General features: G+C 53.8%; 19 protein-coding genes. 7 read left to right on the top strand and 12 right to left on the bottom strand.

Going from position 1 to position 21,105, the window contains the following annotated elements:
- Window positions 1-219: 219 nt before the first annotated feature.
- Window positions 220-1,629 (bottom strand): deoxyguanosinetriphosphate triphosphohydrolase family protein, encoded by a 1,410-nt coding sequence (locus ACFSX3_RS27175; RefSeq protein ID WP_209992222.1) that lies wholly within the window; start codon window positions 1,627-1,629, stop codon window positions 220-222.
- A gap of 192 nt (window positions 1,630-1,821) precedes the next feature.
- Here ACFSX3_RS27175 and ACFSX3_RS27170 point away from each other — a divergent pair, with 192 nt between their 5' ends.
- The 5 genes from ACFSX3_RS27170 to ACFSX3_RS27150 all read left to right on the top strand — a co-directional run bounded on the left by ACFSX3_RS27170 (window position 1,822) and on the right by ACFSX3_RS27150 (window position 7,294).
- Window positions 1,822-2,598, top strand: a complete 777-nt coding sequence (locus tag ACFSX3_RS27170; RefSeq protein ID WP_209992223.1) for a polysaccharide deacetylase family protein — start codon at window positions 1,822-1,824, stop codon at window positions 2,596-2,598.
- Between the two features lie 139 nt (window positions 2,599-2,737).
- Window positions 2,738-3,751: a substrate-binding domain-containing protein gene (locus tag ACFSX3_RS27165; protein WP_209992075.1), complete on the top strand. Its 1,014-nt coding sequence runs from the start codon at window positions 2,738-2,740 to the stop codon at window positions 3,749-3,751.
- Between the two features lie 34 nt (window positions 3,752-3,785).
- The gene (locus tag ACFSX3_RS27160) at window positions 3,786-5,423 is read left to right on the top strand and encodes an AraC family transcriptional regulator (protein ID WP_209992076.1); all 1,638 of its coding nucleotides are present in this window, start codon (window positions 3,786-3,788) and stop codon (window positions 5,421-5,423) included.
- An 81-nt stretch (window positions 5,424-5,504) separates the two neighbouring features.
- Window positions 5,505-6,506 carry an ABC transporter substrate-binding protein gene (locus ACFSX3_RS27155; protein WP_209992077.1) on the top strand — a complete coding sequence of 334 codons (1,002 nt, stop codon included), beginning with the start codon at window positions 5,505-5,507 and terminating at the stop codon, window positions 6,504-6,506.
- On the top strand, window positions 6,503-7,294 hold the full coding sequence (locus tag ACFSX3_RS27150; RefSeq protein WP_379257787.1) for a hypothetical protein: 792 nt from the start codon (window positions 6,503-6,505) through the stop codon (window positions 7,292-7,294). Before ACFSX3_RS27155 ends, ACFSX3_RS27150 begins: the two co-directional genes overlap by 4 nt.
- A gap of 48 nt (window positions 7,295-7,342) precedes the next feature.
- Here ACFSX3_RS27150 and ACFSX3_RS27145 read toward each other — a convergent pair whose 3' ends face one another.
- The 4 genes from ACFSX3_RS27145 to ACFSX3_RS27130 all read right to left on the bottom strand — a co-directional run bounded on the left by ACFSX3_RS27145 (window position 7,343) and on the right by ACFSX3_RS27130 (window position 13,045).
- Entirely contained in the window at window positions 7,343-9,547 is a 2,205-nt protein-coding gene (locus ACFSX3_RS27145) for an alginate lyase family protein (RefSeq protein ID WP_209992079.1), read from the bottom strand.
- Between the two features lie 48 nt (window positions 9,548-9,595).
- Window positions 9,596-10,465, bottom strand: coding sequence for a carbohydrate ABC transporter permease (locus ACFSX3_RS27140; RefSeq protein ID WP_209992080.1), 870 nt, complete (start codon window positions 10,463-10,465; stop codon window positions 9,596-9,598).
- A 24-nt stretch (window positions 10,466-10,489) separates the two neighbouring features.
- Window positions 10,490-11,398, bottom strand: a complete 909-nt coding sequence (locus ACFSX3_RS27135) for an ABC transporter permease (RefSeq protein ID WP_209992081.1) — start codon at window positions 11,396-11,398, stop codon at window positions 10,490-10,492.
- Between the two features lie 75 nt (window positions 11,399-11,473).
- On the bottom strand, window positions 11,474-13,045 hold the full coding sequence (locus ACFSX3_RS27130; protein ID WP_209992082.1) for an extracellular solute-binding protein: 1,572 nt from the start codon (window positions 13,043-13,045) through the stop codon (window positions 11,474-11,476).
- A gap of 222 nt (window positions 13,046-13,267) precedes the next feature.
- Here ACFSX3_RS27130 and ACFSX3_RS27125 point away from each other — a divergent pair, with 222 nt between their 5' ends.
- Together ACFSX3_RS27125 and ACFSX3_RS27120 are read left to right on the top strand one after the other, a co-directional pair.
- A complete protein-coding gene (locus tag ACFSX3_RS27125; protein ID WP_209992083.1) occupies window positions 13,268-15,073 on the top strand; it encodes a sensor histidine kinase in 1,806 nt (601 codons plus the stop codon).
- Window positions 15,060-16,676 (top strand): helix-turn-helix domain-containing protein, encoded by a 1,617-nt coding sequence (locus ACFSX3_RS27120; RefSeq protein ID WP_209992084.1) that lies wholly within the window; start codon window positions 15,060-15,062, stop codon window positions 16,674-16,676. The genes ACFSX3_RS27125 and ACFSX3_RS27120 overlap by 14 nt, the downstream gene beginning before the upstream one ends.
- Window positions 16,677-16,692: 16 nt before the next feature.
- Here ACFSX3_RS27120 and modB read toward each other — a convergent pair whose 3' ends face one another.
- From modB to nikC, 7 genes are all read right to left on the bottom strand, one after another.
- Window positions 16,693-17,355: a molybdate ABC transporter permease subunit gene (gene modB, locus ACFSX3_RS27115; protein ID WP_209992085.1), complete on the bottom strand. Its 663-nt coding sequence runs from the start codon at window positions 17,353-17,355 to the stop codon at window positions 16,693-16,695.
- A gap of 29 nt (window positions 17,356-17,384) precedes the next feature.
- Window positions 17,385-18,128 (bottom strand): molybdate ABC transporter substrate-binding protein, encoded by a 744-nt coding sequence (modA, locus tag ACFSX3_RS27110; RefSeq protein WP_379313487.1) that lies wholly within the window; start codon window positions 18,126-18,128, stop codon window positions 17,385-17,387.
- A 253-nt stretch (window positions 18,129-18,381) separates the two neighbouring features.
- On the bottom strand, window positions 18,382-18,762 hold the full coding sequence (locus tag ACFSX3_RS27105) for a hypothetical protein (RefSeq protein WP_209992087.1): 381 nt from the start codon (window positions 18,760-18,762) through the stop codon (window positions 18,382-18,384).
- Window positions 18,763-18,781: 19 nt separating this feature from the next.
- Complete coding sequence (locus ACFSX3_RS27100; protein ID WP_209992088.1) at window positions 18,782-19,159, bottom strand: PLDc N-terminal domain-containing protein; 378 nt, start codon at window positions 19,157-19,159, stop codon at window positions 18,782-18,784.
- Complete coding sequence (locus tag ACFSX3_RS27095) at window positions 19,156-19,458, bottom strand: hypothetical protein (RefSeq protein ID WP_209992089.1); 303 nt, start codon at window positions 19,456-19,458, stop codon at window positions 19,156-19,158. Before ACFSX3_RS27095 ends, ACFSX3_RS27100 begins: the two co-directional genes overlap by 4 nt.
- Window position 19,459: 1 nt before the next feature.
- Complete coding sequence (locus tag ACFSX3_RS27090) at window positions 19,460-20,014, bottom strand: RNA polymerase sigma factor (protein ID WP_209992090.1); 555 nt, start codon at window positions 20,012-20,014, stop codon at window positions 19,460-19,462.
- A 191-nt stretch (window positions 20,015-20,205) separates the two neighbouring features.
- Entirely contained in the window at window positions 20,206-21,099 is an 894-nt protein-coding gene (nikC, locus tag ACFSX3_RS27085; RefSeq protein WP_209992091.1) for a nickel transporter permease, read from the bottom strand.
- Window positions 21,100-21,105 lie beyond the last annotated feature (6 nt).

Genomic DNA, 21,105 nt, shown 5'->3' with positions numbered 1-21,105 from the left:
AAGCCTCTCTTTTGTGGTTTCATGATGATTCCTCCAAGTTAGGTCTTACCTGTTATTACCCGATTTCAGGATAGTTAGAGAGATAATCAACCGTAGAAAAAAAATAGGTTACATGTACTATGTCGGCAACAGTCGGTTAAAAATTTACATGTTTCTCTCGATGTAAGGTTTTACCTGCCAGCCCAAACGGCGGACAGGTAAAGGTTCTACTATATAGGTCTAATCCAGATCGTAAATCGAACCAACCTTAAGCCCGTACAGCTCATTGTAGATTTTCTCGGCAAAAGCATCGGTCATTCCGGCGATATAATCGGTCACCATATGCTCCCAGGTCCAGATCGGCTTCGCCGACTTCTGGTCCTTCTCGAACCGCTGCAGCCAGTCCGATGGGATAATGCTCCGGGATGTCTCTGGATCAAGGAATGCCTCCCACAGCCGCCGCAGTATCCACTCGCTTCGTTTCTGCAGACGTTGTACGCGTAAATCGCGGATCATCGTTACCCAGGCGAAGCTTTTGAGCACACTGACGGTCCGCAGCATGTCCTCATCCTCCCTGCCTTCCTTAATGAAGGTAACCTTTTTCCAGTCCCCGTCCCCGATCACGCCGAGGCTGGCGACAAAGGTACTGACCCAATAGGCCTTGACTTCACGGCGGGTGCGGGAATAGTCATTCTCACAGGTAGGCATTTTCTCCTTCCAGACCCGAAGGAATGAACTCAGCACCTCCTCCACCTTGAAGCGGATCGCGGACTTGTTCCAGCCGGACCAGAAGGCATCCTCAAGCGTGGTGATTTTCTCCACAATCAGCCGCTGGATGTAGTCGTCATGCATGAAATGCTCATGCACCTCAATCTTCCCGGCCTTGATGCCGTCCTCCAGGTCATGCGCCGAATAAGCAATATCGTCACACAGGTCCATCAGCTGCGCTTCCAGCGTCTTTTTGCCTGCCGGAATTCCCCACTGGGCGCGGATCTCGTGGATATACTCCCATTCGTGCAGATACATCCCCTTCTTCAGCACCGTCCCGGGAAAAGGATATTTGTTAATGCCCAGCAGCACCGCGTCCGAGAGGTTCAGGCCGTCGATATTCTCACGCTTCTCCAGGAACATAATCAGGCGGAAGTTATGGGCGTTGCCTTCAAAATGCTCATATTTGCGCTTCATGCTCTCATGAATCGTCTGCTGCTGAACAGGACCTGCGCCGGACTTGGCCACTGCCTCCACCGTCTTGCGGGTCACCAGCTTCTCCAGCAGGTTGTCCAGCACCTCTTCTCCCTTATGCCCAAATGGAGGATGTCCGAAGTCATGGGCGATTGCCGCACATTCCACCACCTCGGGGTCAATGACCAGGCCCGGATTCTCTGCAGCTCCTGTCTCTACTTCCGGGTAAGAACGCAGCAGGCTCTTGGCCGCTTCACGGGCAATCTGTGCCACCTCCAGCGAGTGGGTCAGGCGTGTCCGGTAGTAATCCCCGGTTCCGGCTCCGAACACCTGAGATTTGCCCTGCAGCCGCCGGAAGGTCGGCGAATGGATCAGACGCGAATAGTCGCGTTCATATGCGGCTCTGGAGGTCTCCAGCTTCGTGATTTCGGGATATTGTCTATGTTCTCTTTGTTCAATCAGTGTCATCTCCGCTGCCCCTATTCCTTGATCTGTATTTAGTAACTTATTATAAGTCATTTCCGCCGGAACTTTCACTCTAAAATGCAAATCGCCCTGCGGGCTGCTATAAATGCATAGCAACCAAGGGGGATAGAGCATTCTAAGACTTAAGCAGCAGGAACCGCTTATAAAAACAAGTGTGGAGTGAATCTGAGAGCCATGAGAACAGCCACCCGATTGACCGCCGCAGTTCTGGCAGCACTGGCGCTGATGTACAGCCCTTCCGATCTGGCCCTGGGCAGTCCGAACAAGGCAAAAAACCGCTACTACTATGAGGAGCGCGGCGATATGATCTGGGAAGTGCGCACCAGCCAGAAGGTGATTGCGCTGACCTTCGATGACGGCCCGGACCCTCTGGAGACGGACAGCATTCTGGAGGTGCTGCATGAGTATCAAGCGAAATGCACGTTTTTTGCAATTGGCAAGCGGATCGCCGCTTATCCCGATGTAGCCAGACGCGTGATTAGTGAAGGACATGAGCTGGCGAACCATACTTATAATCATGTCTATTTCAAAAGACCGATCTCCGGGGAGCAGATTCAGAAGGAGCTTGCGCTGACGGAGAAGGAAATTATGAAGATATCCGGCAGACACAGCAGCCTGTTCAGACCGCCGGGCGGAATGTACGATGAGACCTTGATCGATGTGTCCAACAGCATGGGCCTGAAGCCCGTACTGTGGTCCTGGCATCAGGACACCCGCGACTGGAACCGCCCTGGCGTCTGGAACATCTCAAACCGGGTCATCCGCAATGCCAGGAGCGGCGATATTGTCCTGTTCCATGACCATGTCCACGGGCCGTCGCAGACGAAGGAAGCACTGAAGATTATTCTGCCTGCGCTTAAGAAGCAGGGTTTCCAGTTCGTTACCGTCTCAGAGCTGATTGGGCTATCCGATGTGCAGCAGGCGAAGACGGACCGGCATATGACCTATTAGGGTCTCTGCCCTCTTCTCTCCCGGGCCTTCCCCGGATTGCACAGGTTCACAAAATAAGGTAGTCTTGAGCATAATAAGGCTATCCTAATATGGCTATTTGTGAATCTGCCGCAGTCCATCCCCCAGGAGGGTACAATACATGACCGAGAATACTTCCTATACAACCGAGGAAATCGCCCGGCTGCTCAAAATCTCCAAGCTCAAGGTCTATGATCTCATTAAAAAGGGCGAGTTGCCCTCTTACCGTGTCGGCAAGCAGATGCGGGTTGACCTCTCTGATCTGGAGAGGTACAAGCAGAATTCCCGCAACAGCGGGCCTTCTGCCCATCCGCTGCCCGGGGACGGGCTGACCGAGGCTGCACTGCCGCAGGCGCAGCAGACAGCCCCGTTCGCCGCGCCTTATCAGGCCTTCGCCTCCCCGCCGCCGCACAGCATGAAGAGCAGCGGTGTACATGTAGTCATTACCGGACAGGATATGTCACTTGATATTCTGGCGACCCATCTGGAGCGGACCCTGCCCTCCACCCGCCCGCTCCGTTCCTATGCGGGCAGTCTTGACAGCCTCATTGCCATGTATCAGGGCGAATCAGATATTGTCAGTACCCATCTGCTGGATGGCGATAGCGGCGAATACAACCTGCCCTATATCCGCAAGCTGCTCGTAGGCTTCTCCTATATTGTAGTGCATCTGCTAACACGCAGCGCAGGCTTTTATGTGCAAAGGGGCAATCCGCGAGGCATCCGCAGCTGGGGGGACCTCCGGCAAGACGGGCTAACGCTGATTAACCGTGAGCGCGGCTCCGGCGCCCGGGTGCTGCTGGATGAACAGCTGCGCCTGCATGGAATTCCGTCCTCCCGCTTGAACGGATACATTAATGAAGAGAACAGCCATCTGGCAGTAGCCAGCCTGGTGGCAAGAGGCGGGGCGGATGTGGGCATCGGCACCGAGAAAGCCGCCAGAATCATTGACGGCATCGACTTCATTCCGCTGATCCGCGAGCGCTACGATCTGGTCATGGTGAAGAAGCCGGAGAATGAAGTCTGGATTAACGCCATTCTGGATATTCTGCGCTCCGAAGCCTTCCGTAATGAGCTAAGCTCAATTCACAGTTATGACCTGAGCGAGACGGGCAATATTGTTTACGAGACTTGAATTCAATAGACACGGGCCGAACGAGGAGGAACGCATGTTATCCACAATACCACAGGCAGCGTTCAGGCTGGAGCGCTTGTTTTTTTCAAGCGTACACAGCTATTACGGAAGATTTGCAGAAGGGGAAGCTTTGCCCCGAAGGACCCTTCACCACCATGCCTTGTGTTATGTCACAGAAGGTAAAGGGCAGATTATCCTAAATGGGGGGCTGCTTACGGCGAATAAAGGAGACTTCTTTTTGTTGTTGCCCGAAACTTCAGTAGAAGGCAAAGCGCTGACGGCAGAACCGCTACGTTATATGATCATTTTCTTCTCCTGTATACAGCTTCGTAAGGATCACATGCACCTGGAGCTCCATTCTCCGGTATTTCCGGTTAACGGGAAGCTTGAAGCACCCGGCCATCCACGGGCTGCAGAGATCAGCCGGCAAATGACCTCCTTTCACCGCACCCGTAACCCGGAGGATATCATGCACGCCAAGTACCGGCTGCAACAGCTGCTCTCGTTGATACTTCAACCAGGTAAGCGTATTGTGCAGGACAAGGCTGTAGGGATGGATAATGTGCTCGCCTACATGAAGAACAACTACAACCAAGAGCTTAAAGTTGGGCAACTGGCTCTAATGGCGGGCTTAAGCACCAATCATTTTATCAGAGCGTTCAAGCAGCTTACAGAAAAGACACCTATGGCCTATTTGCTAGAGGAACGGATAAAAAGGGCTAAGCAGCTGCTCTTCTCTTCCGAACGTGTCAAGCAGATCGCCAAGGAAGTGGGCTATAAGGACGAGCATTATTTTAGCCGGGTGTTCAAAAAATCGGAAGGCGTTGCACCGGCCAGCTACCTTAAAAACAATCATATCCGTATTGCTGTTCTCTACTATGGTCTGGATGATTACCTGATGACACTTGGACTGACGCCAGTGGCTGCGCTGTCTTACCGGGAACGGGTGTCAAGAAATTATAGCCTCCCCTACCCGGGTGTGCTGGAGCAGGAAATTGTCCGCCTGAACGGTTCCCGGTTGAATTATGAAGAGCTGGCACGGGTGAGGCCTGATCTGATTATTGGGAGCGACCGTCTGTTACCAGGCGAGTTGCTGGAGTCCATCGCACCCACTGTTGTCCTTAAGCATACCGATAATGTGGAGCAGCAGTTGTCCCGGTTGTCCCGTATTCTGGGCAGAGAGCAGCAGGCTGACGACTGGATGAACTGCTACACAGAGCAGAAGCACCTCCTTAGATCACGGCTGGAAGCACAGAATGTACTGCCCACGGTTTCTTTTATCAGAGTCAGCTCCGAATTCTACCGCCTGTACGGTGCCTCCAATCAGACAGGAACACTACTGTACAGAGATCTTGGACTAAGCCCTCCCCTCTCATTCCCTGAACAGACCGGGGCGGTGGATTTTGAGATTGATGAGCTTCCCCACTATAACCCAGGGTACATCTTTTTGGCTGCGGACCCTACCCTGGAATCGAGGCAACGGCTGAAGACACTGCTGTCGTCCAACGAATGGTCTTCACTGGATGCAGTGAAGCAGTCCCGGGTATTCGATGCCGGAGATCTGTTGTTCAAAACCCTTGGACCCTCAGGCCGGATGTGGGCCATGTCTTATGTTGCATCCCGGATAGGTAGGCTGAACGATAGAATTATCCATGCCAACAGAGGGTTATAATCCATTGTAAAGTATGCATCGTTCTCCTATCATAATGATAATGATTATTATTATCTATTGCACAAAGGAGAATAGAAACCCATGAATAGAAAGAAATCCATCCAAATCCTGCTCCTTGCCGTTCTGCTGCTGATACTGGCCGCTTGCAGCAATGGAGCGGGACAACCGGCTTCCGGAGAGCAGAGTCCCTCCGCTTCCCAAACCAAGGATCAGGCGGCTGCGGAACCGGGCACACGCACAATTACCCATCTTAAGGGAGAAGCCGTGATTCCGTCCAAAATCGAAAAGGTCGTTGTTCTCGCGGCAGAGTACATAGATCATCTGTTGACTATCGGAGAGAAGCCCTCCGGTGTGAACACCGAGGTCCGGTACGGAGGAGAGTATCTTCCCTATCTGGCTGACAAGCTGCAGGGGGTACAAACTGTAGGTTCGGCGGATAATCCCAACCTTGAGGCCATTACCTTGCTTGATCCGGATGTGATTCTTATTGAGAGCCGGACGGCCGAGAATAAGTATGAGCAACTGAACAAAATCGCTCCTACTATCGTTCTTGGAAATGAATGGCTTGATTATGGCGACGATACTTCCTTTTGGACCAAGGATCTGCTAACCATTGCGGAGATGTATGACAAGACGGACCTGGCGAAGGAGAAAATCGCCGAACTGGAACAGAAAACGGTCCAGGCCAGCGAGAAAATCAAAGCGCTGGACAACAAAAAACTTGCCTATCTCCGTGTACGCGAGAAGGCGCTCCAAGTGTATGCACAAAAAGGTCATCCGACCAATGCTTTGCTCTACCAGGATCTCGGATTTGAGCCTGCAGCACTTACGCCGGAAGAGCAAAGAGCGGATTTATCTCTGGAGAAAACGCCGGAGCTTGGGGCAGACATTATCGTCCTCGAGACGGACCCGAATGCCCGGGATTTTTTGGGCAATATGCAGAAGAGCGCACTCTGGAAGAACATTCCCGCCGTACAGGAAGGAAGGGTTCATGAGACCGATTCCTTTTGGCTCTTCAAGGGCTGGGGAGTTATCGGCCGGGGTGAGATTATTGATGAAATAAACGCATGGATGGAGCCATGAGCGGCGTTGAACCTTTTGGGAGTCAGTCGATACAAGATTTCATGCAGCAGCATTTTGCCTTGACGGTCACGGAGAACCGGAGTAATTCTTTTCCGTTCAGTACAGAAGATCTATTGGATGAAGCGCGGCTACCGCTCATTATCGGCCAGCAATCGGTTCAGCTTGGGGAACCGGCAGGTCTTGTGGTCGGAACTTTGTTTGCCAAAAGGTACTCGGTGTTGATCATGGGACTGGCCGCCTCCATCACTCTCTTCGATACCCCGCTCTCTCTGCTGCCCGGTGCTTTACGGTTCCGGCTAACGGATGCAGGAATGATGCATTATGAAGCGGAGACGACAGCCACGGACAAATTGCCTGTTAATCCTTCGGAAGTACGCCAAGCCTGCCTTTCCGATTATATGGAGCACCTGCTGGCACATTTACGGCAGGTGCTCCAGGCTGTATCAGAGTATACGGGAGCCAAGGAGAAAGTCATGTGGTCGCTGATTGCGCATAATTTGCATAACCTGTATGGACGGCTGCATACGGACAAGGAACTCTGGGACTCTGAGGACCGGGGCCGGATCATCGGCCAGGATTATACTACCCTGCTTCAGCCGGAGAAGCCGGATGAATTATCCATGCGGTTCCGCAAGGTTGAGCATCCGAAGCTGCAAGGCCGTCCCTTCTATCTGCGTAAGCATTGCTGCCTGGCCTACCGGATCAGGATTGGGCCTGATGCCGGAGAATATTGCAGCACTTGCCCCAAGCTATCACCGGAAGAGAGATGGAATATATTTGACAACTAAGCAACGCCCATCCCCGCTTCAGGATGGGCGTTGCTTAGTTCTGTTCTGCTATTCTCTAAGACCAATATTAACAATAACATCCCGGTTATAGCTGCCTCCGGCAAACGCGATGCCTTCCGGCTCCGTCTTGCGGGGCAGCAGCGCCTCGGAGATAATATTGCCGGTATGGTCAAGGTAGCTGGTGACATCGACACTCTTATGGTAAAGGCAGATGTCATCCACCCGATCCTCCATCACGATACGCAGCGCAGTTGCCTCCTGCACCGAGAGCAATTCCCCATATTGCCGGACAGGCAGCCGTTCTGCATGCACCTGCGGCTTCGCTGCGCCGAAGGGAACGGCCAGGGTTACGATCGCCGCACTCCCGGTCAAGGTAAGGGAACGTTTCATTACCGGATTCCTGCTGTAGTGGCCCTGCTTGAAGATCAGTCCCTGCTCCAGCGTCAGCTGGTCCTCCGCCAGCCCGGAGGGCAGCGGCTTCAGCAGCAGATTGGCTCCCTCCAGCTGCGAGACCACTTCCCCGCTGAGAGAATCGTAGGCCGCTGCACCCGGCGGCAGGTGGAAGTACTGCTCATAACGGTGCTGGCCTTTGGCTTCGAACAGATCCACGATCAGCCAATAGCTGTTCTTGACGAACAGCACCTTGCGGGAGTGAACCACCGGATCTTCGTACCGGGTATACCCGTACTGGCTCGCAAAGGCATAATCATAGGCTTCATTGAACTCTGTATCCCAGATTCTGCAGCTCGCCGTAGGCGGCGTATTCCAGTGGAAGCTGCGGACATGCTGGTCCTGCCCGTCGACAACTACAGTGTTATGGGCACGGGTTGAGACCGTATATTTACGTTCCTTGTTCCACTCGAACAAGCCCATACCTGAATCCGCCAGCAGCTCGCGTCCTCCGGCGTAGAGCACCAGACTGAGCGCATCAGAATGCGCATGCCCGCCGATCCCGACACCTGCCCGCATCGCCATGTACATATCGCTGCGGCTCCAGCCCTGGCGCGAGGTCACATATCCGCCTGCCGGGAAGCAGGCTGCCGTCTCCGCAGGCTCCACGGCCTTCAGCTTATCATACTCCGCTGCAGCCTCCGGCCCCACTCTCCACAGCAGAGAGAACGGCAGCCGCTCATGCCCGAGCGCTTTGAAGTCCCCCCGCTGATACAGATAAGCGCCCAGGCTCATGACATTGCGCAGCTCGCTGAGCACCTGAACATCGGTATCGCCGAACTTGACCAGCTGCCCGTCCGGTGCCAGCAGATGCATCGTGACGACATACATTTTCTCCAGCGTCTCCTGGTATTCTCCGGCATCGATGCCGAGCTTCTGGTACAGAACCACCAGTTCATACAGCTCGCGCATGACGATCAGGTGGTAATTCGGGCTGCCTTCGAACTGTACCCCGTCGGGGTAGACGTTCTCAAGGATGTATCCCGGCAGCTTACGTCCGGCGTATTCCAGCCACGCAGCAGAATCCTTCAGCTCCGGCAGAAGCAGCGCCGTCTGAGTCAGCCCCCGGAGCTGCATGCAGACATGGTTGCCGCCGCTGGCATGGTATTTGCGGACATATTCCCCATGCTGCTGGAAGGACTGAATCAGCTTCAGCTTCACCTCAGGCTCGAAGGCCGGGGAGCCGAAGAAGGTAATGAAGGCTTCCGGCAGCATGAACATCCGCACACCCGCCGACAGGGGGTCCCAGGTTGAATGCTCCGCCCGGAACGTATCATCCACCGGCATAGGGTTATCGTCAATGAAATGGCTGATCATATCATTGAAGCATTTGGCGTATTTGTCATCACCGGTCAGCGCATAGGCTCTGGACAGGCGCTTCACATAGACGAACCGGGTCAGATGCAGCTGATACTGCGAGCTGTCGAACAGCCAGCTGTTCCAGTCATAGCTTCCGTGCCGGAAGACCACTCTTTTCCCTTTGAACAGGGGAATATCCCCCTCCACAATCCGGTCTGCCTCGGCAACATCCTGCTGCGCCTCCTCCTCTCCGCTGTAATGGCTTACGGCGTACGCCGTAAGCCCAGGAACATCCTTCACCTCAAAGTAATATCTTCCGTTGTTACCCGCTGCAATGACTTCTAAATAAGCATCCCGTGCTCCGGGGACATCGCCTAAGTCCAGCTTTGCAGCTACCTCTGCAAGCTCCGGTCTGTTCAAATCCAGCATCGTGCTTAAGAATTCTCCAGCAGATAGCTGCGGCATCGTGTATGCGGGATTGTGCCGCAGGTCCTTATAACTCATAGTCAATTCAATCATCACCTTTATATTCGCGGATTTCTCCGCCTGAGTCTATTCCTTAATCGAACCTAGCATGGCACCCTTGGCAAAATACTTTTGCAGGAAAGGGTACACAATGACTATAGGCAGCATCGCCAGCAGAATGGCAGCATTCTGGACATTGGGTCCAAGATTGGCTGCAAGCGAAGCATCTACCGCTGCCTCTGCCGAGATATTGGAGGCGCTGATCGCTACCATCTGCCGCAGGAGCGGTTGAATCGGCCAGCGCGACGTATCATTCAGGTAGATGACCGCCGAGAAGAACTCGTTCCAGAACTGCACCATGAAGAACAGGGTGAAGGTGGCGATAATCGGTTTGGACAGCGGCAGCACGATCGAGTAGAGAATCCTGAATTCCCCCGCCCCGTCAATTCTTGCCGCTTCATCCAGACTCTCAGGCAGGCTCTGGAAGAATGAACGGATGACCATGATATTGAAGGCACTGGAGGCTGCCGGGAGCACCACTGCCCAGTAGGAATCGATCAGGCCCAGATTTTTGACGACCAGATAGTTCGGAATCATGCCTCCGTGAAAGATCATCGTGAAGAAAATAACCAGCAGCATGATCCGCCGTCCGGGCAGAAATTTCTTCGACAAGGCATAAGCCAGTGTAATCGAGACAAACAGGCTGAGCACCGTGCCCATCGCCGTGATAATGACAGAGTTCTTGACGGAGGTCAGGAACGTATTCGCATTCAGCAGATAGCTGTAGGCGTCCAGTGTCCAGTGCTTGGGCCAGATGAAGAAATTCCCGGCCATCGAATCTCCCGGCGGACTGAACGAGACCGCGATAATATACAGAAAAGGCAGAATAACCAGCAAGCTGATTAAGCAAATAATGACTACAATAATGGTGTCAAACCAGGTTGCCTTAAGCTTCATAACCTCTCCACTCCTGTTCTTGTTCTAGAATATGCCTTCCTCGCCAAGCAGCCTAGCCGCATAATTGGCCCCGAGGACCAGGATCAGACTGGCAACGGATTTGAACATGCCTACGGTAATCGCGAAGCTGTAATTGAATTGCTCCAGACCGACATGGTAGACGAACAGATCGAACACATTGGAAACATCGAGGTTAAGGCTATTGGTCATCAGGAAGATCTGCATGAAGTTGGAGTCCATAGAGGAGCCGAGACGAAGCAGCAGCAGAATCACGATGGTCCCTTTGATGCCGGGGAGCGTAATATGCCAGATGCTCTGCAGTCGGCTTGCTCCATCCACCTTGGCTGCTTCATACTGCTCAGGGTTAATTCCCGCTAGTGCCGCCAGGAAGATAATCGTACCCCAGCCCGCATCCTTCCAGATCGACTGGAAGATGACCAGCGGCCGGAACCATTCGTTGCTGACCAGGAAATTGGCGTTGCCGTCAAACCACTGGCCGAGGTAATGGTTAATGACGCCCGAAGGCCCAAAGAAGGAAATCGTAATCCCGTAAATCACGACCCAGGAGAGAAAATGGGGCAGATATACGATGGTCTGCGAGACACGCTTGAACACCTTGAGCCGTACTTCATTCAGAAGCAGCGACAGGAAGATGGTAAAGGGAAAATAAATGATCAGATTCAGCAGACTGATCAGCAGCGTATTTTTCAGCAACATATAGAAATCGGAGGTTCCGAAAAACTGTCTGAAATTATCCAGCCCCACCCAGGGACTGTCCATCATGCCCTTGAACGGGCTGTATTCCTTGAAGGCCAGAATGAGTCCTGTCATCGGGATGTAATGAAAGGTGAGAAAGTAGAGAATACCTGGGGCTGCCAGTAAATAAAAGGGCCATAGCTGATGAAACCGTTTGGGTCGTAAAGCTCTCTGCACAGGCTAAACCTCCTTATCCAAATGGGCAAAAGAAAGGGGAAAGCCCCCTCCTTTGCCTCTGTGTATAGTGTTGTATTACTTCGTGGAATGCTCTGTGTGATACTGGTCCAGCAGTTCCTTGGTGATCTGCTCGCCTGAACCCTTCGTCCAGGTATCAATTTCCTTCTGCACATCCTCCCAGGCTCCCTCGCCCAGCACATACTTCGTCATGACCGCACTCATTTTCTTATAGCTGTCCGGATTCTTGCTGGCATACTGTGAGTTGTAGCTGAGGAACGGATTCTCCACTCCGATCTTGCTGATCGTATCTAGGGTCGCCTTTTGCAGCGCCAGGATGTCCGGCTCCTTAGAGTTGGCATACACATATGGATCTGCACGGTTCTCCAAAATGAAATTGTTCGGCTTATCCAGCTCATACTGCTTCTTCTGCTCCTCGGTCTGCACCGCAACCCCATTCTTGAAATCACTGGAATGGATGCCGGTGACTCCCGCTTTGGAGAATGCTACATTCTCTTCGGAGGCCGTGAAGTCAAGGAAGTCTACAATCTGCTGCACCTTATCCTCCGGCACGGAGCTTGGAACCGCCCACAGTCCATAGTACCCGGAGAGTACAGAAGCGCCCTTCTGTCCGTTCGCGCCTTCAAGCACATCGATAATCGCGATTTCGGCCTTCGGGTCCGTCTGCTTCAGCTTCTCCACGTTGGTCTCCACAATATCACTGACATTCCCGACAAAAGCACCCGCTGTACCAGCCAGGAACTTACTCCGTGCCTGCCCCTGGTTCTTCAGTACCGGCGCATCCTTGTCGATCAGGCCCTTACTCCAGGAATCTCTCAGCCACTCCAGGAATGCCTTGTATTCAGGCGTCTGGAAATCACGGACCACGTTGTCTCCGTCCAGCTTCCACACATTAGGAATGCCAAAGGCATACTGGATCGGGAGGACACCCGAGAAAGGCCCGGGGCTGTTCACACCGTCTGAACCGTAGATCGTGAACGGAATGGTTTTGCCGCCGCCCGCCGGGTCCTTCTCCTTGAACACCGCAAGCGCATTCGTCAGCTCATCCATGGTCTTCGGAACCGGCAGATTATATTTATCCAGCCAATCCTTGCGGATCAGAATATTGGCTTCACCTCCGCCGTAGAGACCGCGAGGCCGGGGAATCCCGTAGGATTTGCCGTCAATCTTGGCACCGTTCCAGACCACTTCATCAATCTGGCTGATATTCTTGGTCTTCGCAAGGTAAGGCGTCAGGTCATGAAAAGCGCCCATTTTCACCAGGTTGTTGAATTTATCGTCCTTGCCGCCATCCATCAGCAGCAGGTCATAGGAATCTCCGGCGGATACTGCCACAGAGAGTTTATCCGTATAGGCCTCGGATGGAACGAAGGTAACGTTCAGATCTACATTGCCGCGCTTCTCCAGATCCTCCAGCGCCTTGTTGTTCGTCATCTCCGGCGGATTGCCGAAGAGAATCGTCATCGCCTTGATGCTGGCCGGCTTGCCGGCCGCACCGCTTGGTGTACTGCCTTCCGGTGCCGCTGTGCTGCCTGCTGCTGAATTGTTACCGCCGCCGCAGCCCGCCAGTGTAGTTACCATCAACGCCGCTGAAGCTACAAGCGGTACAAGCTTTCTTGTGATACTCATTGTCATCCCCCATTTGCTTGTATTGATTGCGTTTACATCGTGCTTACACTTTGGATTATAGAAGACGCCGGAGCTTAAGAACATGCCGGATTCCAGCCAAAGTGTCACCATTTTTAAGATTTGCCGGTCCGCAGGTATCTCCATGTCCGCCAATGTACTATAATCTGTTTAGGATAGCCTGCCCGGTATCCGTAGTCCAAAACCCTTAACGGATGTGACTCTATGAATTCACCCTTTTTCAGCTTTTTGCGGCGGAGCTTCTATATTAAGATGATTGTGGTCATGTTCGCCATCTCGGTGATTCCGCTGATTGTGCTGTCCTTGATCTCTGTAAGCGTATCCAGTACGACAGTGGAGCAGCAGGTGAACCGCCTGAATGCCCAGCTCGTCAATCAGGTCGTAGACCGGATTGAATTAACCATGACCCGGCTGCGGGAACTCAGCGAGCAATACTCCCGGATCTCGTCCATTCAGAGTGCGCTGGTGTCGCCGTCGGCCCAATATTTTGAAGAGGTGGTCCGCAAAAAGGATCTGATCTCCGTGCTCAGCGGCGCCTCCGCCATCATCGGGAATGTGGAGGGTCTGCAGGTCTATTCCGCCGTTACAGGAGAAGTCCTCTCCTCCACAGAAGCCCCGGCCATGCTGAAGGAGTCTCCATACGGGCCGCTGATTGAAGCGTATCTGGCTTCGGGACGGCCGAATCTTTTTCTGGACAAGCACTCACTGCCTGAACTGGCCATCCTTCATTCGTCCACCTATTATATCTCACGCGTTCCCTTCGACTTATATAAGGACCTGAAGGGCGTGCTGCTGATCTCCATGAATAACAGCCAATACCAGCAGCAGATCGAGAATATTCAGCTTGGGAGCGAGGGCTCCATCTCCCTGCTGACAGAAGACGGCCTGACCATTGCCACGACCAGCAAGCTTGAGAAGCAGGAGGATACGCAGCGGGTGCAGGAGATTCTGAAGCGCTGGAAGGAGCTGAAGCGCCCGGATCAGTTCGCGGCAGGCTCCTCTATTGTCTCTGTCAAGCAGACCTCCACCTACGACAAGTGGATCGTACTCTCGGAGATTCCGTCCAAGGAGCTTACCGCCAGCGCCGAGATTATCCGCCGGACGGTCACTTATTTCCTGCTGATACTGGTCTGTCTGGGGGCGCTCTGTGTGGTCGGCTTCGGGTATCAGCTCTACCGGCCTCTACAGGCTGTGAAGCGGCAGGTCGATGCTCTGAAAAAAGGGAATTTCGACGCCCGGGTCACGCACTTCGCTAATAATGAGATCGGCGATCTGGGGCGGATGCTCAATACAATGGCTGTCCGCATACAGGATCTGCTTGCAGACCTGCATGATTCGGAGGATCTGAAGCGCAAGCTGGAGATCCGGGCGCTGCAATCGCAGATTAACCCCCATTTCATGTACAATACCCTCAATACGATCCGTATGTTCGCCATGATGAAGGATTATGAGAAGATCAACTCCCTGATGGGACGGCTGGTGGCCTTGCTGCGGTATTCGATGGAGAATTTCGAGCAGACGGTACAGCTTCAGCAGGAGCTTGATTATCTGGCGGATTATGTCGGGCTACTGAATATGCGTTACAAATGCCAGATTCATCTGGAGGCTGAGATTGAGGAGCCGCTGCGGGGCATGATGATTCCGAAGCTGGGTCTGCAGCCGCTGATTGAGAACTCCGTGTTCCACGGCATTCTCCCGCGGAAGGCACCGGAAGGGCATATCCGTGTGCGCGTATACAGAAGTCCCGGCGGGAGCCATATTATTGTACAAGTCGAGGATGACGGGACCGGACTGGAAGAGACTGAGCTGAGGAAGCTGCAGCTCCATCTCCAGCAGGAAGAGTCTTCCGAGAACATCGGGCTGCAGAATGTATGGATGCGCATGAAGCTGCTGTTCGGTGCGGAGACACAGATCCTGCTCACAAGCGCTCCGGGTGAAGGCTTGACCATCCGCATGCTGCTGCCGTCCGGGAACGTTCTGATTAAGGAGGAACCTCATGAATCACTATAGAGTTGTCCTTGTGGAGGACGAGATTCCGGCAAGAACCGTCTTCCGGCATTTCATTGAGGAGCGTGCTGACCTGTTCACCCTTGTCGGCGAAGCCGAGGATGGCCGGGACGGGCTGGAGCTGTTCCTGAAGCATAAGCCTGAGCTGATTGTTACCGACATTACGATGCCGGGCATGAACGGGCTGGAAATGCTGCGCGAGATTGAACGGAGCGGGGTCCGTGCGCCGCAGATCATTATCCTGACCTGCCATCAGGACTTCCACTATGCCCAGCAGGCCATTCATCTGAAGGCAGCCTCCTATCTGCTTAAGGATGACTGTCTCTCCGATCCGGGGCTGTTGACCCGGACGATGGAGGAGCTGGCGGCTCTGGCAGATTCACGCGGCGAGACGAGGGACAATTATCTGCAGCTGGAGCAGCAGGTTCGCCTGAGCGAAGTGGAGATCGAGCAGAGCTTGTTCCTCGACATGCTGCGCAGCCCGGCGGCTGAGGCCAAATGGCTGCGCAGTCTTGCAGACTCGCAGCTTCCGCTTCAAGGCCAGGGCTTCATGACCCTGCTGCTGGAGCTGGACCGCAACTCCCTGCGCTTCCCGATCGACCAGCTGGAGGAGCTGAAGCTGTGGCAATTCGCCGGGGTCAATGTGCTGAAGGAGCTGCTCGGCAGCATAGGCCCGCATAAGGTTATTGCCTTAGACAAAGGGCGATTCCTTGCCCTGTATACCGACAGCTTGAAGACGGAGAGACCCCGCTTCCTGGAGCAGGTGCTGGAGTCCCTGGCCGCGAATCTCCGGATGAGCTGCATCGCCCTGCTATGCAGCTTCGACCAGGGGCTGGAGGAGCAGCCAGAGGCGCTGAAGCGGCTGGCCTCGGCGCCGTATCCGTTCTTTTACCGCTGCAATGAGCTTATCAGTATCCGGGAGTGGGGGCAGCTCTCCAGCTTCCAGCGGATTCCCGAGCCGCAGAGCCGCTTCTGGAGCAAGGTGCTGAAGAAAGCGCTGCTGGAGCCGCATCTCAGTACGGCGGCTCTGGAGCAGGAGCGGCTGTCCCTGTACCGTCAGGCCATGGAGCAAGCCTGGGACCCGGAGCAGATCAAGTCCCTGTACCTGCGAGTCTTTCTGGATATGAGCCATAACGTAATTGGGGCGGAAGGCGGGGCGGACCTCGAAGCGGAGCTGCGCGTACAAATCGAGCTGTGTCAGACATTCAACTCTGTACATGAGATCACCTGCGATTATTTCCGCAAGCTTCAGCAGCTGCAGGAGGGCGGCCGCAAGATCGACGCCTCCATCACACGTATCATTCAACAGATGCGCGAAGATCTCAGCTATCCCTACAAGCTGGAGGAGCTGGCTGCTTCGATCAATTACAGCGTGCCCTACTTCAGCTCCATGTTCAAGAAAGCCGTCGGCGAGAGCTTTGTCCAATACCTGACCCGCCTGCGGATCGAACAGGCCAAGCTGCTGCTGCTTACCACCGACCACAAAACCTTCGAAATCTCCGAATCCATCGGCTTCGAGAATTACCGTTCCTTCAACCGGATCTTCAAGAAGGAGACCGGCGTCTCCCCCTCCGATTACCGCCGGCAGGGGACTCAAAGCATATAATTTGGATTATGAGCCGTCAAGTACGGCGGTTCACAAACATCAGCATAAGTGCGGAGATGATAATGATCGAGCCGACCCACATCCAGGCCAGCGTCATATTGCCTCCGTCCACTGCTACATAGATCGCGGTGGGCACGGTCTGGGTTCGTCCCGGGATATTGCCCGCCACCATAATCGTCGCCCCGAATTCACCAAGCCCGCGGGCGAAGCCGAGGACATAACCGGCAGCCAGCGAACGCCCGGCCAGCGGCAGGGTCACATAGCGCAGCACCTGAAGCTCGCTGGCTCCCTGCGCACGCGCAGCATCCTCAAGGTCCTTCTCTACCCCCTCGAGGCCTGCCTTGACCGTGCGGTATACCAGCGGAAAAGACACCACGACTGCGGCAATCACCGCTGCCCCCCAGGTGAACAGAATGGTCTGTTCTGTGAACTGTTCATACAGCCTGCCGATCCAGCTGCGCCGCCCGAGGAAGACCAGCAGGACGAAGCCGACCACGGTCGGCGGCAGCACCAGCGGCAGCAGCAGGACCGTTTCGACCAGGCTGTGTCCGAAGAACCGGCGTCCCGCCATCTTCCGGGCAGCCAGCGTGGCCAGCAGGAACACGATCACACTGGTTAATACCGCAATCTTGATGGACAGCCAGACCGGAGCGAAAAAATCGGCCCAATTGATCTCCATCTCTCTTCACCCTATCTAATAGAAGTTACTTATTTCGCCAATTGAAAGCCGTAGCCTGTAAAGACCGGGCTTGCGGCAGCAGTCTGCACGTAGCTATAGAAGGCTTGGGCCTCCGCCCTATGCGACGAAGCTGTGACAATGCCCACCGGATAGTTAATCGCCTTGTGTGCATGGCCACCCACCGTCAGGGCGATCTTCACCTTCTCCGAGGTTAACGCGTCCGTCTTGTAGACGAACCCGGCATCTGCATTGCCTGTCTCCACATAAGACAGCACCTGACGGACATCCTTGGCGAAGACCAGCTTGCTTTGCAGCGTATCCCATACCTTCTTCGCGGTCAAGGACTGCTGGGCGTATTGTCCGGCCGGAACCGATTCCGGCTGGCCTACGGCTACTTTTTTGAAAGCTCGAGCGGTAAGGTCAGTAATGGTTGTAAGCTTCGTGTTCGAATCGGAAGGCACTACGAGGACCAATTGATTCTTCAGCAGCGTCTTGTGGTCCGCGATCAGCCCTTTATCCACCAGCGCGTTCATCTGCTTATCGCCTGCCGAGAAAAACAAGTCAGCCGGTGCCCCCTGCTCAATCTGCTTCTGCAGCGTACCGGAGGCGCCGTAATTGAACACCAGCTTAATCTCAGGATGCTGCTTCTCATACTGCACCGCGATCTTGTCCAGACTATCCTGCAGACTCGCTGCTGCGGAGACAATAATCTCCGTCTTCTTCACAGCCGCCTCCACATCTCCTGCTGAACCCGCCGACACTCCCGCCACCATAAGCAGCACCAATAAACCCGCCAACCCCTTCTTCAACACACTCCATACCTCCCAATTACTATTCTTTATTTTGATCATATTCTAGCAAGTTAAATCGAATTATACAATGCATTTGATTATGTTTGTATATGTTTAGATATAATTAGTATTAAAATCAGGGATTACCCTCGTCCGCACAACAAAAACCCCACCCTATGTATAGGGAAGAGGCCTGTTCTAAGGCTATTCGCAATAATCTTCTCACCAGTTCCTGTTATTCGACCTTGAAGGCAACCTTGAAGCTTCCCTTGGTATCTTCACCCTTGATCTCAATCCGGTATTTCCCGTCCTTATCGGCTTGCACCTTCTCAGTACCGGATTTATTGGTTCCCAGTTCAGTAAGCACCTGATTATCCGGCCCATATAACTTCATGGACAGCTGGCCCTCTTCCACCTTGGATTTGTAATCGATGCTGAGCGTTTCGCCGCTTTTCATGCTCAGCTTCTTCTCCTCTGTGCCCGTAAAAAACTTGTAGGAGCCGCTCATTTTGCTCTTCGTGCTGGACCCGACGTACATTATTTTCTTGTCGCAGGAAGTCAGCAGCACCGACGCCATGATGATTAAGATCCCCAGAGTCATCCATTTCTTGTTCATATACTTAACACTCCCCGGTTTAAATTAGATGGCCGCAATGCGGACAACGGATATCCTGATTGCCTGCATCAGATGCAGCGTGAATGTGATGCTGTTTTCTCGCCAGGAGATAAAGGATCAGACCGATGAAATTGGGAATATAGATGACCGCAGTCACCCACAGCCAGGCATTCATCCGCCGCCGCGAGGCATCCTTGTAAATGAATACCGCAATTAGCACATTGAGGCTCAGGAACAGCAGGGCCAGCAGACTCATCACAATAAGCCAGGTCAGATTCTCCTCCACAAAATCGCCCATATACGGACTTATGCTGTATCCCAGCGCAATGCAGCTGGCCAGAACGATTGCCGTCATCCCCCCAAAAACGAACTTCTCAACGGTGAAGTGAACTCTCATAAGACCCTCCCCCTGCCTCCCATAGTTCGGTACAATAGTAACGTTCCGGCGATCATTGGAGACAGGATGAACAGCAGCCCCATACTAATCTTCCACTGTAGAGCAGCCGGACCAGCCAGGAAAGACAGTGCCAGCACCATGAATACCAGCCATTGCAGGGCCATTAAAATGGAAAGTGTGCCCATTGTCCTGCGCCCTTGTATCCGCTGAATCGTATTAGAGACAAGCTCTGGGGATGACGTAACAGGCAGCTTGAAATATTCCGCCAGCAGCCGGTCTTCGTCTCCGGGCTCCTTCATTTTAGTTCATCTCCTTCATTAAAGTGTGCAGCAGCCTCTTGCCTTGGTTTAACCGGGATTTGACGGTTCCGAGGGGCACTCCCAGCACCTCCGCAATGCCCTCATAGCTGAACTCCTCATAGTAATACAGCACGAGAGGAGCAAGATAACGTTTGGGCAGACTGCGCAGGCATTCCTCCAGGAACCGGTGCTCCTCATGCCGCAGCAGATTCTCTTCTGCTAGCGAAGCCGGGTCTCTAATTTGAATAAGCTCCGAATCCGAGGACAACCAGGTCCAGAGGGCATATACGCTTTTCCACTTCCGGTAGTGGTCACGGTACATGTTGAATGCCACCTGGAAAAGCCAAGGCTTAAAGGGACGCTCCGCATCATACTTCTCCAGCTTGCGGAGCACGCGTACCCATACCTCCTGGAACAAATCCTCCGCATCCTGCCGGTTCAAGGTAAGATGGCGGCAGAACCGGTATAAATCATCCCTATACCTGACAATGAGAAGCTCAAGATGCTCTTGTTGACCAGACTTGCATCCTTCAACGAGCTGTTTGTCGGTCATCATCTGTTCCCCGCCACCCTTTCAACCTACATTACGAAGTGTTTTGGATATTGTTCGAAAATTCACAAGGTTATTTTAGAAAAAGTTAGGGTTTCTGTTCACAGAACGGTAACCTTTCCTCAAAATAAAGAGCTGTCCCAAGCAGCCATTAATATGGCTTGGGGACAGCCCTTGCTAATACCTTTTATTCAGATTCAGTTCTTCATCCGCGGGTCCAGTACATCCCGCAGGCCGTCGCCCATCAGGTTGAAGCCCAGGACGGTCAGCATGATGGACAGGCCCGGAAAGACTACGGTCCAGGGGGCCTTCTGGATAAACTGCCGGGAATCGGAGAGCATCTTGCCCCACTCCGGGTCCGGCGGCTGAGCGCCGAGTCCAAGGAAACCCAGGGCAGCAGCTTCAATGATGGCTGTCGCGATGCCGAGGGTGCCTTGAACAATGATCGGCGTCAGGCTGTTCGGCAGAATGTGGCTGAACAGAATCCGCCCGTTTTTCATCCCGATGGCCCTGGCCGCCGTGATGTACTCCTCGGACTTCAGGCTCAGCACCCTGGCCCGGACCAGCCGGCCATAGGTCGGAATGTTGACGATGGCAATCGCATAGAGCGCATTCTGCAAGGAAGGTCCCAGAATAGCTACAATAGCGATAGCCAGCAGAATACTCGGAAAAGCCAGCAAAATGTCAAACAGACGGGAGATGATCATGTCCATCCATTTGCCGTAGTACCCGGCGAGTATGCCCAGTGCGGTGCCGACAATGATCGAGCCGATTACGGAAAAGAATCCCACCCAGAGTGAAATCCGCGCCCCGTAGATCACCCGGGTAAACAGATCCCGCCCCAGATCATCCGTACCGAACCAATGCTCCGCCGACGGCGGCTTCAAGCGGTTCACCAGTTGCTGGGCCTTGAAATCATACGGGGCGATCCACGGCGCGAGCAGCGCAATGAGTACAAAGAACAGGATAATGCCAAGCCCGGCCATAGCCGTCTTGTTCTTGCGGAAGGCCTTCCACGCATCGCGCCAGGGGCCGGAGGCCTGATCCACCGGAGCCTTAGGAGGTGAAGCCTTTAGTGCTGCCTGTCCCATAGCTGC

Origin of the sequence: Paenibacillus rhizoplanae (assembly GCF_042684125.1) — a bacterium.
Lineage (GTDB): Bacteria > Bacillota > Bacilli > Paenibacillales > Paenibacillaceae > Paenibacillus_AQ > Paenibacillus_AQ rhizoplanae.
Note: the sequence above shows the minus strand (reverse complement) of the source record. Positions and strands in the feature narration are given on the sequence as shown.

Excerpts from the sequence above, each read along its gene's own strand:
- modB (WP_209992085.1), bottom strand. The coding sequence starts at position 17,355 with ATGGAGATCAATTGGGCCGATTTTTTCGCTCCGGTCTGGCTGTCCATC.
- ACFSX3_RS27090 (WP_209992090.1), bottom strand. The coding sequence starts at position 20,014 with ATGATGACCGACAAACAGCTCGTTGAAGGATGCAAGTCTGGTCAACAA.
- ACFSX3_RS27125 (WP_209992083.1), top strand. The coding sequence starts at position 13,268 with ATGAATTCACCCTTTTTCAGCTTTTTGCGGCGGAGCTTCTATATTAAG.
- ACFSX3_RS27165 (WP_209992075.1), top strand. The coding sequence starts at position 2,738 with ATGACCGAGAATACTTCCTATACAACCGAGGAAATCGCCCGGCTGCTC.
- ACFSX3_RS27120 (WP_209992084.1), top strand. The coding sequence starts at position 15,060 with ATGAATCACTATAGAGTTGTCCTTGTGGAGGACGAGATTCCGGCAAGA.
- ACFSX3_RS27105 (WP_209992087.1), bottom strand. The coding sequence starts at position 18,762 with ATGAACAAGAAATGGATGACTCTGGGGATCTTAATCATCATGGCGTCG.
- ACFSX3_RS27130 (WP_209992082.1), bottom strand. The coding sequence starts at position 13,045 with ATGAGTATCACAAGAAAGCTTGTACCGCTTGTAGCTTCAGCGGCGTTG.
- ACFSX3_RS27150 (WP_379257787.1), top strand. The coding sequence starts at position 6,503 with ATGAGCGGCGTTGAACCTTTTGGGAGTCAGTCGATACAAGATTTCATG.
- ACFSX3_RS27095 (WP_209992089.1), bottom strand. The coding sequence starts at position 19,458 with ATGAAGGAGCCCGGAGACGAAGACCGGCTGCTGGCGGAATATTTCAAG.
- ACFSX3_RS27100 (WP_209992088.1), bottom strand. The coding sequence starts at position 19,159 with ATGAGAGTTCACTTCACCGTTGAGAAGTTCGTTTTTGGGGGGATGACG.
- ACFSX3_RS27140 (WP_209992080.1), bottom strand. The coding sequence starts at position 10,465 with ATGAAGCTTAAGGCAACCTGGTTTGACACCATTATTGTAGTCATTATT.
- ACFSX3_RS27170 (WP_209992223.1), top strand. The coding sequence starts at position 1,822 with ATGAGAACAGCCACCCGATTGACCGCCGCAGTTCTGGCAGCACTGGCG.
- modA (WP_379313487.1), bottom strand. The coding sequence starts at position 18,128 with ATGGTGGCGGGAGTGTCGGCGGGTTCAGCAGGAGATGTGGAGGCGGCT.
- nikC (WP_209992091.1), bottom strand. The coding sequence starts at position 21,099 with ATGGGACAGGCAGCACTAAAGGCTTCACCTCCTAAGGCTCCGGTGGAT.
- ACFSX3_RS27160 (WP_209992076.1), top strand. The coding sequence starts at position 3,786 with ATGTTATCCACAATACCACAGGCAGCGTTCAGGCTGGAGCGCTTGTTT.
- ACFSX3_RS27155 (WP_209992077.1), top strand. The coding sequence starts at position 5,505 with ATGAATAGAAAGAAATCCATCCAAATCCTGCTCCTTGCCGTTCTGCTG.
- ACFSX3_RS27145 (WP_209992079.1), bottom strand. The coding sequence starts at position 9,547 with ATGAGTTATAAGGACCTGCGGCACAATCCCGCATACACGATGCCGCAG.
- ACFSX3_RS27175 (WP_209992222.1), bottom strand. The coding sequence starts at position 1,629 with ATGACACTGATTGAACAAAGAGAACATAGACAATATCCCGAAATCACG.